This is a genomic window from Bradyrhizobium viridifuturi (assembly GCF_001238275.1).
GTDB classification, from domain to species: Bacteria; Pseudomonadota; Alphaproteobacteria; order Rhizobiales; family Xanthobacteraceae; genus Bradyrhizobium; species Bradyrhizobium viridifuturi.
In genome coordinates this window covers 321,828-335,833 of record NZ_LGTB01000001.1, presented here as the reverse complement: position 1 = coordinate 335,833, position 14,006 = coordinate 321,828, and the positions used below count along the sequence as shown (strand labels likewise).

Here is a 14,006-nt window from a genome sequence, read left to right as displayed (position 1 = left end):
TTCGGCTCCAGACCTGCTCTGTGCCTAGCGCAAATGCCGCGAATCGTCACGGCGAAATCGGTGTGAGCCTCGGAAGGAGCCTTGGAATGAGACTGGCGATATCGGCTTTGGCGGCGGCCCTGATGCTCTCCGGCCCGGCGCTGGCCCAGCAAGGCCCGATGCCCGAGGATCTGGCCTGGAAGCTCCTGGAACTCGGCCGCGTCGTCGACCCGCCCAAGACCGCCGCGCTCTACGCGCCGCTGCAACAGAAGGAGCCCTATCAGGGCGTCAAGGTCGAGCGTGACCTCAAGTATGGCCCCGCCGACCGCCACCTACTCGACGTCTTCACGCCGGACACCGCCGCGCCGCCGCGGCCGGTGCTGATCTACATCCATGGCGGCGGCTTCACTGCCGGCAGCAAGCGCAACCCCGGCAGCCCATTCTACGACAACATCATGCTGTGGGCCGCAAAGAGCGGCTTCGTCGGCGTCAATGCCACCTACCGCCTGGCGCCGGCCTTCCCATGGCCGGCAGGCGCGGAAGACGTCGGCGCGGTCGTGCAATGGGTCTCGGAGAACATCGCGCCCCGCGGCGGCGACCCCAGCCGCATCTTCCTGATGGGCCAGTCGGCCGGCGCGGTCCACGTCGCAAGCTATGTCTCGCGCGCCGAATTCCACAAGGTGAAGGGCAGCGGCCTCGCCGGCGCGATCATGGTGTCGGGCATCTACGATCTGACCGCCTCGCCCGCCGGCGACGCCGAGCTCGCCTATTACGGCTCCGACCCGTCGCGCTACGCCGAACGCTCCTCGCTGCAAGGCCTTCTCGCAAGCCCGATCCCGTTCCTGATCACCGCGGCCGAGCTCGATCCGCCGCGCTTCGTCGAGCAGTTCGAGCTGTTGAAGCAGGCCAGCTGCAAGCGTCCGAGCGGCTGCGCCCGCAGCTTCATGCTGCCGCAGCACAGCCACATGTCGGAGGTCTATGCGATCAACACGACGGATACGCGGTTGACCGACGAGATCCTGGAGTTCGTGAAGGGCGTGAAGTGAACGAAGTTAGGAGCCGTCGCAGCGGGCGCAACCAAAATATCGAAAACAACCCCATGCAAAGCAGCCGGCGGCCGGCGCTCGACCGGGCAACTTGACACGTCGGGCAACTCAGGGATACATTTCTAATATTCAGAAGTCACACATTGCTGCATATGGCATTTGCGGGCTTCTGCAACTGACCCTTCCATGCGCAGGCAGGAACGGACCGCGCGTTGTTCGCGGCTGCGGCCTCATCTCAGCTTGGTCTAGGACGCGGGCTCATTGAGGCGCAGCCATAGTCGGATTGATGCGAGCTTGGCGCACAAAAGCCTTGTCCGACAAAGCGCTGTCAAAAAAGATTGATGGGCGAAATCGCTTGCAGCCAAGCCGAATACTAGACGATCGGTCTAATTTCTGGCACCTCGGAAAAGCGCGGTGAGATCAGCTTTGGTTGGGGCTCGGTCGCTACCGAGCGCTGGCAGGTTGATGACGAAAGCTTCAACGAACAACGTCCGCCCATACCTTCACGGTTGGGTGGATTCCAGCATGAGAGGTCACGCATGTTTCGCAATATCGCGCTTGGAATGACGATCACTCTCGCAACGGCTCTAACCGCGCCGGTGGCCATTGCGCAGCAAAAGCACCACGTCAGCTATGATACGCCGGCAACTCAGACGGTCTACACCCAACAGCACGTCATCGACGTTGGCGACATTCCGGGACATCAAGCTCGGCTCTTCGAAATTCGGCGGACCTATGGTGACGATGCCCCCCTCATCAACGGATCGAGGTTGAAGGAGCAGTGGACACGCGGCATGTCGGATTACATCGACAACAACGGTCCGGCTCTCATCTACAACGTCTGGATACTGGAGAATGGCGACAAGTTTTTTGTCAGGACATCACTAGTTGCCCAAAGCAGTGGAGACGGGAAGCTTACCAACATGACATCGGGCGTGATTACCGGTGGCACAGGTAGCCTCGCCAGGATTCGTGGCATCATCAGCAGTCATGGCCCGTCCGAGCCAAAGGCCGGCATCAATGCCAATCAGACGGACATCGACTATTGGATGGAGTGAGAAGGCCTTCGCGACAGGCGATGGACCGGTGAAAAAGTTGCCGGTCCATCATGTCCGTTCTGATACGGCGTGTCGTGATCAAGAAATGCTCGAAACCAGCCGCTATCCTCTACGGAGAATTCGCATGCCGCACCGTCGAAACGGGCGAACTGTGATGTTCTTGCTTTGCTTGTTCAGCCTGATCTCGACGGCGCGGCCAGTGAGCGCAGAAGTTACCCGGATCGAGTTCACGTCGAAGCAGCCTTACGGCACATTTCGCGCCGGCGACTATGTGATCTGGCAGGGCAAGATCCACGGCGACCTATCGCCGCAAGAGGCCATCCCTGGGATCGACAAGGCATCGCGCAATGAACGCGGGCGCGTCGACTACGCGGCGAAGATCATTCTCATGATGCCGGCGACTCCGCGCGGGGAAAACGGCGCGTTGCTGGTGGACGTACCCAACCGCGGGCAAGTCTGGGCCGAGGCGATCTACAACTCGCCTCGCGACGCGCGGTTTCTCCCGGGCACGCTGGAGCAAGGCACCGGCTTTCTTCAGGACCATGGTTTCGCAGTTGCGGAGGTTTTTTGGGAGCTTGGACAGGGCGCGGACCTGCCTTCGTTCGCTGACGCCGACGGCAAGACACGCTTCGTCGAGGGAGTGGGCTTTGCGATCGTCCGCGACGCCGCGGATTTCTTCGCGCATGCAGCTTCCGACAAGGGTGGAACGCCCAACCCGCTCAAGGGAGCGATCAACCGCGTGCTCGCGAGCGGCAGGTCCCAGGATGGACGATTCCTGAAGACCTTTCTGCTGAACGGCTTCAACATGACGGGCAGCCGGCGCGTCTTCGACGGAATGCATGTGTTCGTCTCGGCCGCCGGTCTTCTTCCGATCCTGCAGACGGGCCTTGGACCAATGTCGAGCGCCGAGGGGGCTCCCACATTCGACAACCCGGATTTTCCCGGCGTGAATGACGGGCCGCTCACGATCGGGGAGATCACGGCCAAGGTCGAGGCGCGCGGCGAGGTACCTCCGAGGATGATACTGGTGAACTCCACCACGGACTACTATTCGCTGCGCGCTTCGCTTGGCCGCACGGGCGGGTCCGGAACCGCGGATCAACCACTGCCCGGCAATGTGCGGATGTACGATATCGCGGGAGGCCCGCATGTACCCGCCCCCAAAGCACCGGCCTGCACACTGACGCCGGGCCGCCTCGATTGGTCACCGCTGTCGCGGGCCCTCCTGCTGCACCTTGATGCCTGGGTGAGCCGCGGCACCGAGCCGCCCGCCAGCGAACTGATGCCGCTTGAAGCCGCCGGCGGCGAGCCACCTGCGCTGCGCGCGCCGATTCGGCTTTCCGCCGCAGTGATACAAGTGCCGAAGCGCGATCAGGACGGCAATGCGCTCGGCGGCGTGCGGCTGCCGGATGTCGCGGTGCCGACCGGCACCAATGGTGCCCAGAACCAGCCGCAGACATTCACCTGCATGCTGATCGGGTCCTTCTCGCCATTCGCAGCGACGAAAGCGGAACGAGAGCGTACCGGTGACGCCCGCCTGTCGATCGAAGAGCGCTATCACGGCCGCGACGATTACGTGAACCGGAACCGGATCGCCGCCCAGGATCTGATGGCGCGTGGGTTTCTGCTGCCCGAAGACGCGGCAGTGATCGTTCAGGAGGCCGCGTCGACCAACCTGTTCGCGCCGGCACCAACGAATGCCGAGCCACGTTGAGTGAGCCAAGCCGGAACCCAGGCCTGCCACCGAACGAGTGGATGGAGTGAGAGGGTCTCCGCCACTTGCAGAACGCCGCATCACCGGCGGTTTGCTTCTCCTAGACGACCGGTCTAATACGATCTGCATGAGCAAGACGCTGCCTCGCCGCCGTCGCGGGCGACCTCCCAAGGAACTTGCCGGCACCAGCGCGACCCGTGATGCGCTGGTCCGTGCGGGTGTCGTTATGCTGACGGAGAAGGGCTATTCCGCGACGGGGATCGAGGAAGTCTTGCAGAGCGTCGACGTGCCAAAGGGGTCGTTCTACCACTACTTTCCGAGCAAAGAGGCATTTGGAGCGGAGCTGATCGACAGCTACGCTGGCTACTTTTCGCGGAAGCTCGACAGCTTCTTCCTGAACGAGCAGCATCCCCCGCTCGAAAGGCTCAGAGGTTTTACCGACGATGCTACGTCCGCCATGAAGCGCTTCCGTTATGCGCGAGGCTGTTTGGTGGGCAATCTTGGGCAGGAGATGAGCGTACTTCCACAATCATTTCGCCAGCGGCTGTTCGATGTGTTCATCGACTGGCAGCAGCGCACAGCCAAGTGCTTGAGAGCTGCCCAGGCTACTGGTGCAATCTCTTCCAGCCAAGATTGCGACTGGCTTGCCGAGTTCTTCTGGATCGGTTGGGAGGGCGCGGTTCTTCGCGCCAAACTCGAACGCCGTTCCGAACCGCTTCATTCCTTCTCGAAGGGCTTTTTCAAGCTCCTCGGTGAATGAGTCGTTTTTCGTGTAGATGGCGGAAGGCACAATCCACCACACGATCTCCACGCCATCATTTCAGCCGGCTTGATCGACCGCTCGCGCTCGGCCGCGAGAGCCTGCCGCTCTGGAACATCCCGTTGAGCTGATCGATCTCACGCTCGCGGCAAACGGCGCTCAGCCTGTCGAATTCTTGGTCTCGCAAGCCGCATCCCCGAGCTGATCTGAATAAATGTCGGCTTCTGGCCCATCGCGACACTTGCTGCAGTTGTACAAGGGCGGTCGGGATCGGAGGACAGCGGACATCCCCGACGGTTTATGAGTCCGCGGCCTAGCTCCCGCCCCGCTCCTTCCGCAGCCGCGCCCAGTAATCGAGCCGCTTGCGGATCTCGCGTTCGAAGCCGCGATCGGGCGGATCGTAGAAGGTCTGGCGGCCGAGCGCTTCCGGGAAATAGTCCTGGCCGGAGAACGCGTCGGGCGCGTCGTGATCGTACTGATAGCCGGAGCCGTAGCCCTCCGACTTCATCAGCTTGGTCGGCGAATTCAGGATGTGCTTCGGCGGCAGCAGCGAGCCGCCCTGCTTTGCAGTCTGCATCGCCGCGCCGAACGCGGTGTAAACCGCGTTCGATTTCGGCGCGGTGGCGAGATAGACCACGGCCTGCGCGATCGCGAGCTCGCCCTCCGGCGAGCCGAGGAAATCATAGGCATCCTTGGCGGCGTTGCAGACCGCCAGCGCCTGCGGATCGGCCAGCCCGATGTCCTCGACCGCCATGCGCACCACGCGCCGCGCCAGGAACAGCGGGTCCTCGCCGGCATCGAACATCCGCGCGAGATAATACAGCGCCGCATCCGGATCGGAGCCGCGCACCGACTTGTGCAGCGCCGAGATCAGATTGTAGTGGCCGTCGGCCGACTTGTCGTAAATCGGTGCGCGGCGCTGCAGGATGGCCTGCAACTGCTCGGCGTTGAACACCTCGCCCTTGCGGGCGGCGCGCCAGACCTCTTCGGCCAATGTCAGCGAGGCGCGGCCGTCGCCATCGGCCATCCGCACCAGCACGGCGCGCGCCTCCGCGTCGAGCGGCAGGCTCTTGCCCTCGATCTTCTCGGCATTGGCGAACAGCCGTTCGATCGCCGCCGTATCGAGCGAGTGAAACACCAGCACGCGGGCGCGCGACAGAAGCGCCGCGTTGAGCTCGAATGACGGGTTCTCCGTGGTGGCGCCGACCAGCACCACCGTGCCGTCCTCCATCACAGGCAGGAAGGAATCCTGCTGCGCGCGGTTGAACCTGTGCACCTCGTCGACGAACAGCAACGTACCCTTGCCCATCTCGCGGCGGGCACGAGCGGCATCGAACGCCTTCTTCAGGTCGGCGACACCGGAGAACACCGCGGAGATCTGCTCGAAATGCAGCTCGGTGGCGTCGGCCAGAAGCCGCGCCACGGTGGTCTTGCCGGTGCCGGGCGGGCCCCAGAACACCAGCGAGCCCAGCGTGCGCGTCTCCAGCATGCGGGTCAGCGCGCCGTCGGGACCGAGGATGTGATCCTGGCCGACGACATCAGCCAGCGTGCGCGGGCGCAGCCGGTCCGGCAGCGGGTGTGGCGCGTCCTGCTCCATCCCCGCCGCGGCGAACAGGTTGCCAGCCTCGCGCGGTTGTTTTGGGCTCATCCGCCGAGCGTCACGTTGATCTGCTGGCCGCCGCGCACCAGCGTGATGCGCCAGATCCGCGAGCCCGCCTTCGATACCTTGTCGAGGTCGCTGGTTCGCACGATCTTCTCGTTGTTGACCGCCAGGATGATGTCGCCCTTCTGGAAGCCGACATTGGCAGCCGTGCCGTCATCGGCGAGCTCGGTCACCACGACGCCCTCGGCGCCGGCGTCGAGGTGCAGCTCGTCGGCCAGCGCCGGCGAGATGTTGGCGACCCGCGCGCCCTGGAACGGCGAGCGCGCGGTCAGCACGATCTCGTCGCGGTTGGTGTCGGGCGCGGTCTCCAGCGGCACGGTGAGCTTCACCGGCTTGCCGGCACGCTGCACCTCGATCTCCGCGTTGCCGCCGAGCGGACGGGTCGCGAAGCGGTAGTCGAACGCGTTGGGATCGTCGATGGCCTGGCCGTCGATCCCGACGATCAGGTCGGACAGTTTGAGTCCGGCCTTCGCCGCGGGGCTGTTCGGCGCGACATTGGCGACCAGCGCGCCGGTCGGCAGCTTAAGCCCCAATGTCTCGGCGATCTCCGGCGTCACCGCCTGCAGCCGCGCGCCGAGCCATGGCCGCTTCACCGCCTTGCCGCCGCTCTTCGCGGAGGCCACCACGACGCGCACCATGTTGGCCGGGATCGCAAAGCCGATGCCCTGCGAACCGCCGGAGCGCGAGAAGATTGCGGTGTTGATGCCGGCGAGCCGTCCGGTCATGTCGACCAGCGCGCCGCCCGAATTGCCGGGATTGATCGCGGCGTCGGTCTGAATGAAGAATTGATAATCCGTGATCCCGACTTGAGTACGCGCCAGGGCCGAGATGATGCCGTGCGTCACGGTCTGGCCGACGCCGAACGGGTTGCCGATCGCGAGCACGACGTCTCCGACCTGGAGCTGGTCGGAATTGGCGAAGTCGAGCGTCGTGAATTTCTCCTTGTTGGTGCCCTTCAGGCGCAACACCGCGAGGTCGGTGCGGCTGTCCTTCAGCACGATCTCGGCCTCGAACTCACGCTTGTCGGAGAGCGAGACCTTCACCTGGTCGGCGCCCTCGATCACGTGATTGTTTGTAACCACGAGGCCGGAGCCGTCGACCATCACGCCGGAGCCGAGCGAGCGCTGCATCTGCTCGGGCTGCTGCCCCGGCACGCCGAAGAAGCGGCGGAAGATCGGGTCGTCCAGGAACGGATTGCGGTTCTGCACGGTCTTGGCGGCGTAGACATTGACCACCGCCGGCTGCACCCGCTGCACGATCGGCGCATAGGACAGCTGAAGCTCGGCCTGCGACGACGGCACGCGACGGTCCTGGGCCGCGGCCGGGGAAAAATTCCCCATGAAAGCCAATGTGCACAGAGCGGATATGGCAGCGAAGCGGACGGGTCGGAGCATTCTCACCTCTTTTGGAAACGCCGGAATATAGGCGTGTTCGCCGGGCAATTGAAGGGCGCCCGGCCGGATAAACGGCCCCGCCGGACCGGTGCAAAACCCCCGGCCGACGCGTTGAAGCGCGCCGCCAAGCTTCTATGATTGTTGTCATCTCACTGCGCCGCTCCGCTTGTTGCCCGCGGACAACAAGCGGAACTGCGATGCCTGGAAGCGCTGTCGTGCGTCAGTCACGTTCGACTCCTAGGACGTCTCAGTGAGTGGGGACTTCAAACACAACAGGGGTGCACAATGGGTGCGACAAAAGTTGGTGCAATCGCCATAGGACTTGCCGGGGCGCTCGCCGCCTCGCCAGCCTATTCACAATCAGCCGGAGGCGGCAGCGACGCGGAGATCGCGCTGCTCAAGCAGCAACTGAAGATGCTCGAGCAGAAGCTCGACAAGCTGCAGAAGCAGACCAATGCCAATACCGCGACCGCAGCCAGCGCAAACGCCAATGCGAAGGCCGCGGATGCCAAGGCGGCGCGGGTCGCAAGCGCGAATGCCGCGATCCCGGTGAAAGGCCCGGTCGCGCCGTCCGGCGTCGTGGTGACGATGCCGAACAACCGGCCGACGATCTGCACCGCGGACGAACAGAACTGCGTCGCGATCACCAGCCGCGTGCACTGGGATGTCGGCGGCTACGACTATCGTCCGAACACCGCTGCCACCTCGCCGCAGAAGCTCGACAGCGGCGAGAACCTGCGCCGCGCCCGCATCGGCATCGTCGGCAAGTTCTTCGGTGACTGGAATTACGCGCTGATCTACGACTTCGGCGGTTCATCCGACGGCTTCGGCGGCGCAGCAGCGGGATCGCTGCCCGGCGGCGGCACCTCCGGCGTCGAGAACGCCTATCTGAGCTACACCGGCTTCAAGCCGTTCGGCGGCAAGATGGCGATCGAAGGCGGCATCATGGACATCCCGTGGACGCTGGACGAATCAACCAGCTCCAACGACATCCTGTTCATGGAGCGCGCCTCGGTCGGCCTCATCGCGCAGAACATCGCGGCCGGTGATTTCCGTTCGGGCGCGGCACCCGCTGGTGGAACGACCAGCTCTGGATCGGCGGCTATGTCACGGGCCCGACGACAGGCTCGATCCACTCTGCATCCTCGGTCACGCCGGCCGGCACGTCCGAGCAGTATGGCGGTGTCGTCCGCGTCGCCGGCAACCCGATCAGCGGCAAGAACTACTCGGTGCATATCGGCGCCGACGCGGAATGGCTGGTGCAGCCCCCGCGCAACCAGCTGACGCAAGCGCAGACGCTGACGCTGAGCGACCGGCCCGAGCTGCGCATCGACCCGACGACGCTGATCTCGACCGGCGCGATCGCCAACGTCTCGGGCGCGCAGGTCTACGGCGTCGAGGCGGCGGCGACCTATGGCTCGTTCATCGCACAGGGCGAATACTACTGGTTCAATGTCGACCGCTCGGCGAATACCGGGCTGCCGCCGTTCGGCGCGCCGAGCCTGAAATTCGACGGCGGCTACGCGCAGGTCGGCTACGTGCTGACCGGCGAGAACCACGCCTACAATCCGGCAACGGCCTCCTATGGCGGTATCAAGCCGCACGATCCGTTCTCGCTCGCCGGGGGCGGCATCGGCGCCTGGGAAATCGCCGGCCGCGTCAGCACGATGAATCTCAACGACCAGGTCGGCCAGGCGGTCGGCATCGCGGGTGGACGGCAGACCGTCTACACCGCCGCGCTGAACTGGTACGTCAACAACAACGTCCGCTTCATGCTGAACTATCTGCACGGCGACGTCGCCAAGCAGGTTTCGGCGACTTCGACTGCGGATGCAGGCTCGAAGTTCGACGCGGTCGCGCTGCGCACGCAGGTGGCGTTCTGAGGCGAACCGATTTCGTCAATGACAACGGCCGGGAGCGACACCGCTCCCGGCCTTTTTATTGCTCAGGAGTACGTGACATCATCGAGCCGTAGCAGCATCGGAATTGCGTCCCCTCTCCCGCTTGCGGGGGGAGGGCCAGGGTGGGGGCTCTCTCCACGAGTCACTTTGTGGAAAGAGCCCCCACCCGCATCGCATGAGATGCGATGCGACCTCCCCCGCAAGCGGGAGAGGTGCGGCGGAGTTTGCCGCGCGTCTGATTTACTCCCTATGCCGCGCGCTTCTTCTTCACAACGACCTCCGGTGCCGGTGCGCAGGACAGCCGCTCCTGGTGGCCCTCGCCCCAGGCTTTCAGAATATCGATCACCGGACGCAGGCTCTCGCCGAGTTCGGACAGCGTGTATTCGACCCGTGGCGGCACCTCGGCATAGACCTTGCGGATCACGAGACCATCGTCTTCGAGCGCGCGGAGCTGCTTGGTCAGCATGCGCTGGGTGATGCCGGGCATCCGCCGCCGCAACTCGCCGAAGCGCTGGGTGCCGGCCTGCAGATGATACAGGATCACGCCCTTCCATTTGCCGTCGATCAGGTCGAGCGCGGCCTCGACCGCGCAGCCCGGCCGGCGGGCAAAATTCTTCCGTTTCATCTGATATTTCCCAATAGTATACAAACAGGGACTAGTTCCCTGATTTTACAGTACTTGCCAAAAGGACGCCAGCGCGACAGGTAAGACGGCAGGCAACCGCCCACCACGGAGACCAGGCATGAAGGCCGTCGGATACCAAAAGTCGCTGCCGATCGAGGCGGCGGATTCGCTCGTCGATTTCGAGATCGCCAAGCCCGAACCGAAGGGGCGCGACATCCGCGTCGCGGTGAAGGCCATCTCGGCCAACCCGGTCGACTACAAGGTGCGCAAGCGCGCGGCGCCGACCGACGGCGGCTACAAGATCCTCGGCTTCGATGCCGCCGGGGTGGTCGATGCCGTCGGGCCCGAGGTCTCGCTGTTCAAGCCCGGCGACGAGGTGTTCTACGCGGGCTCGATCCTGCGCCAGGGCACCAACTCGGAATTTCATCTGGTCGACGAGCGTATCGTCGGCAACAAGCCGGCATCGCTGTCGTTCGCGCAGGCCGCCGCCCTGCCCCTGACATCGATCACCGCATGGGAGCTGTTGTTCGACCGGCTCGGCGCGGTACCGGGCAAGAGCCTCGATCCGCGCACGCTCTTGATCACCGGCGGCGCCGGCGGCGTCGGGTCGATCCTGATCCAGCTGGCGCGCCGTCTCACCGGGCTGACCGTGGTTGCGACTGCGACGCGGCCGGAGTCGGCGAAGTGGTGCCGCGATCTCGGTGCGCATGCGGTGATCGACCACTCGCAGCCAATGAAGGAGCAGATCGAGAAATTGAAGCTGCCGCCGGTCGGCCTCGTCGCGAGCCTCACCTTCACCGACCAGCACTACAAGTCGATCGCCGACTTCATCGCACCGCAAGGCAAGTTCGGCCTGATCGACGATCCCGCCGAGTTCAACGTCGCCGCGTTCAAGGGCAAGGCGGTGTCGATCCACTGGGAGTCGATGTTCACGCGCTCGTCATTCCAGACGCCCGACATGATCGCGCAGCATCATCTGCTCAACGATGTCGCCGACATGATCGACAAGGGCGTGCTGCGCACCACGCTCGACCAGACCTTCGGCACCATCAACGCTGCGAATCTCAAGCGCGCCCATGCGCTGCTGGAAAGCGGCAAGTCGCGTGGCAAGATCGTGCTGGAAGGCTGGTAGGCATTCCCTCGTGCGGGTGGGTCGGCATCACGCGCAACCCACCCTACCGCCCTGCGTAGCTCGCGTTATCCCCACAGGCCGATCCGTGGCTTTTGCCAAAACCGCGATCGCCTGTATGATTTGCGCAACGATCACCCCGTCCTCAATCCGGCCGTGCGAGCGGCCGGAACGGTGGTGACGCCCCAAGGGGATACAAGGGGATGGGAGAACGCCGATGAGTTTGCTCACGGCCGATCCGTCGCGGATCGATCCGGAGTGGATGACGCGGACGCTGCGCGAAGCCGGCTTGATCGACCAGGCCAGGGTCATCGATCTCGCATGCAAGCCGGTCGGCAACGGCCTCGTCGGCGACAGCTATCGATTTCGCCTGACCTATGACGGCAATGAGCCGAACGCACCCGCGAGCGTCGTCGGCAAATTTCCGGCGGCAGATCCCGACAGCCGCCGCTCTGGTTCCGCGCACACGCTTTACGTCCGCGAGGTCGCATTCTATCGCGAGCTGGCGGCGACCGTCGCCATTCACACCCCGCGGCCAATTCTCGCCGAGATCGATCCGGCGACCGACGACTTCACGCTGATCCTGGAAGATCTGGCGCCTGCGCGCCCGGGCGACCAACTCGCCGGATGTACGATCGCGGACTGCCTGACGGCGATGCGTGAGGCCGCTGCATTGCACGCGCCGCGATGGAACGACCCGACGCTCGCCGCAGCGCATTGCTTTACGGTTGCCGCGAGCCGGCGCAGAGACCTTCGCGCGGTGCTGCCCGGCATCATCGGTCACTACAAGGAGCGATACCGTGGCGTGATCGAGCCGGAGTTCCTTGATCTGATCGACCGGCTTCCGGACGCGATCCCGCGCTACCAGTCGGAGCAATCGACGCCGCGAACCCTGCAGCATGCGGACTTCAGGTTGGACAACATCCTCTTTGACGTCCGTGGCAATACCCGACCGATGGCGACGCTGGACTGGCAGACGTTCACGGTGGGGCCAGGCATCGTCGACGTCGCCTATTTCCTGTCGGCCGGCATCGACCCGTCCGAGCGGCGATTACATGAAGCCGATCTGGTGCGGTTCTATCATTCCGAGCTGATCGGCCGAGGCGTGCGCGACTATGGCTGGGATCAGTGCTGGCGGGATTACCGGCGCTACACGCTGCACGGGATCATGATGGGCGTCGTCTCCGCACTCAGCGTGCAGCGCTCGGAGCGCGGCGACGCGCTGTTCCTGAAGATGACCCGCGGCGCCTGCGCGCAAGCCCTGGATCACGACGGCTTTGCATACTGGCAGGACTAGCATCGAAAGGGACCCGTGTGCTCAACAAGCTTGACGACTTCCCGATCCACCAGACCCCGGAGCCGATCGCGGTTCCCGTCACCAGCGACCGCAATGTCTATGACCGGACCTGGTTCAACGGCTACACCGCCGACGGCGCGTATTATTTCGGCATCGGGATCGCGATCTATCCGCACCGCAAGATCCTCGACTGCGCCTTCAGCGTGGTGGAGCGCGGCGGACGGCAGCACTGCTTCTACGGCTCGCGCCGCGCGCCGCTCGAGCGCACCGAGATGCAGGTCGGCCCGTTCCGGCTCGAGGTCATCGAACCGATGCTGCGGACCCGGGTCGTGCTCGACGACAATGCGACCGGCCTTGCCTGCGACCTGACCTTCTCCGCGCGCACGGCTGCGATCCAGGAAGCCCGCCAGACGCTGTGGTCGGGCGACCGCCGCGCGATGGACTCGACCCGCTTCGACCAGTTCGGTCGCTGGAGCGGCGTCATCCGTCACCCCGACGGCGAGATCAAGGTCGACGATCGCACCTGCTACGGCACCAAGGATCGCTCCTGGGGCGTCCGCAATGTCGGCGAGCGCGATGTCGGCGGCGCGCCGATGCCGCTGCCGAGCGTGTTCTTCCTGTGGGCGCCGCTGGTCTGGGACGATCACATCTCGCACGCGATCTTCTTCGACGGCACGCAGGGCGAGGCGCTGGTCCGCGAGGGCATCACCGCGCCGCTCTACCGGAGCGAGGCCGAGGTCCCCGGCGTGGTCGATGGCCTCGACCGCCGCATGGCGACCGCGCGGCACCGCGTGACCTACGTGCCGAATACCCGGCTGGCGCAGTCGGCGGAAATTGATCTGGTCGACATCGACGGCCACACCACGACCATCGCGCTCGATCCGATCCTCAAATTCCAGATGAAGGGCCTCGGCTACGGCCATCCGCAATGGGGCCAGGGCATGTGGAAGGGCGAGCTCGAGATCGGCGGCGAGTCGTTCGATCCTGCGACGCTCGACCCGCTGGCGCGCGAGAACGTCCACGTGCAACAGGTGGTGCGCGCCCGCCAGGGCAGCCAGACGGGAATCGGCGTGCTGGAGCAGATATGCTTCGGCCCGTATCGCCCGGCCGGCTTCAGCGAGTTTCTCGACGGCGCCAAGAGCTAGCTTGGCGGCACGCCCTCGACGAACAACAGCCGTCGTTCCAGCGCGGTCCGCCGATGCTCCAACGCTTCGGCGTACTCCGCGGACGCGTACCATTGGCGCAGGCGTGCCATGGTCGGAAATTCGACGATGACGATGGCGTTCGGCGGCGGACCGCCCTCCACCACTTCAGCGTTGCCGCCGCGCACGATGTAGCGACCGCCATACTGTTCGATGGTTTTCGCCGCCAGCGTTCGATAGGCCTCGAACGCCGAGGCGTCGCGCATCTCGACCTCTGAAATCACATAGGCCGCCATGC

11 protein-coding genes and 1 pseudogene are annotated in these 14,006 nt (G+C 64.6%); 8 read left to right on the top strand and 4 right to left on the bottom strand.

What is annotated here, in order from left to right; genetic code table 11:
* Positions 1 to 86: 86 nt before the first annotated feature.
* The 4 genes from ALC15_RS01675 (at position 87) to acuR (ending at position 4,557) form a co-directional block, all read left to right on the top strand.
* Positions 87 to 1,025, top strand: a complete 939-nt coding sequence (locus ALC15_RS01675) for an alpha/beta hydrolase (RefSeq protein WP_050625757.1) — start codon at positions 87 to 89, stop codon at positions 1,023 to 1,025.
* A gap of 539 nt (positions 1,026 to 1,564) precedes the next feature.
* Complete coding sequence (locus tag ALC15_RS01670; RefSeq protein WP_094193593.1) at positions 1,565 to 2,083, top strand: hypothetical protein; 519 nt, start codon at positions 1,565 to 1,567, stop codon at positions 2,081 to 2,083.
* A 154-nt stretch (positions 2,084 to 2,237) separates the two neighbouring features.
* Positions 2,238 to 3,797 (top strand): alpha/beta hydrolase domain-containing protein, encoded by a 1,560-nt coding sequence (locus ALC15_RS01665; RefSeq protein ID WP_050625756.1) that lies wholly within the window; start codon positions 2,238 to 2,240, stop codon positions 3,795 to 3,797.
* Between the two features lie 127 nt (positions 3,798 to 3,924).
* Positions 3,925 to 4,557, top strand: a complete 633-nt coding sequence (gene acuR, locus ALC15_RS01660) for an acrylate utilization transcriptional regulator AcuR (protein ID WP_050625844.1) — start codon at positions 3,925 to 3,927, stop codon at positions 4,555 to 4,557.
* 313 nt (positions 4,558 to 4,870) lie between these two features.
* Here acuR and ALC15_RS01655 read toward each other — a convergent pair whose 3' ends face one another.
* Together ALC15_RS01655 and ALC15_RS01650 are read right to left on the bottom strand one after the other, a co-directional pair.
* Entirely contained in the window at positions 4,871 to 6,205 is a 1,335-nt protein-coding gene (locus ALC15_RS01655) for a replication-associated recombination protein A (RefSeq protein WP_050625755.1), read from the bottom strand.
* Entirely contained in the window at positions 6,202 to 7,560 is a 1,359-nt protein-coding gene (locus tag ALC15_RS01650) for a DegQ family serine endoprotease (RefSeq protein WP_094193592.1), read from the bottom strand. Before ALC15_RS01650 ends, ALC15_RS01655 begins: the two co-directional genes overlap by 4 nt.
* 339 nt (positions 7,561 to 7,899) lie before the next feature.
* On the opposite strand from ALC15_RS01650, the pseudogene ALC15_RS01645 reads away from it, so the two are divergent.
* A pseudogene (locus tag ALC15_RS01645) lies at positions 7,900 to 9,497 on the top strand (OprO/OprP family phosphate-selective porin).
* A 265-nt stretch (positions 9,498 to 9,762) separates the two neighbouring features.
* Here ALC15_RS01645 and ALC15_RS01640 read toward each other — a convergent pair.
* The gene (locus tag ALC15_RS01640) at positions 9,763 to 10,140 is read right to left on the bottom strand and encodes a winged helix-turn-helix transcriptional regulator (protein ID WP_021081638.1); all 378 of its coding nucleotides are present in this window, start codon (positions 10,138 to 10,140) and stop codon (positions 9,763 to 9,765) included.
* A gap of 118 nt (positions 10,141 to 10,258) precedes the next feature.
* Here ALC15_RS01640 and ALC15_RS01635 point away from each other — a divergent pair, with 118 nt between their 5' ends.
* The 3 genes from ALC15_RS01635 (at position 10,259) to ALC15_RS01625 (ending at position 13,711) form a co-directional block, all read left to right on the top strand.
* The gene (locus tag ALC15_RS01635) at positions 10,259 to 11,272 is read left to right on the top strand and encodes a zinc-binding alcohol dehydrogenase family protein (RefSeq protein WP_050625753.1); all 1,014 of its coding nucleotides are present in this window, start codon (positions 10,259 to 10,261) and stop codon (positions 11,270 to 11,272) included.
* A gap of 214 nt (positions 11,273 to 11,486) precedes the next feature.
* Positions 11,487 to 12,566 carry a phosphotransferase gene (locus ALC15_RS01630; protein ID WP_050625752.1) on the top strand — a complete coding sequence of 360 codons (1,080 nt, stop codon included), beginning with the start codon at positions 11,487 to 11,489 and terminating at the stop codon, positions 12,564 to 12,566.
* 17 nt (positions 12,567 to 12,583) lie between these two features.
* Positions 12,584 to 13,711 (top strand): Rv3169 family protein, encoded by a 1,128-nt coding sequence (locus ALC15_RS01625; RefSeq protein ID WP_050625751.1) that lies wholly within the window; start codon positions 12,584 to 12,586, stop codon positions 13,709 to 13,711.
* Here ALC15_RS01625 and ALC15_RS01620 read toward each other — a convergent pair.
* The gene (locus ALC15_RS01620) at positions 13,708 to 14,004 is read right to left on the bottom strand and encodes a DUF1330 domain-containing protein (RefSeq protein ID WP_050625750.1); all 297 of its coding nucleotides are present in this window, start codon (positions 14,002 to 14,004) and stop codon (positions 13,708 to 13,710) included. The two genes, ALC15_RS01625 and ALC15_RS01620, sit on opposite strands and share 4 nt — an antisense overlap.
* Between the last annotated feature and the right edge of the window lie 2 nt (positions 14,005 to 14,006).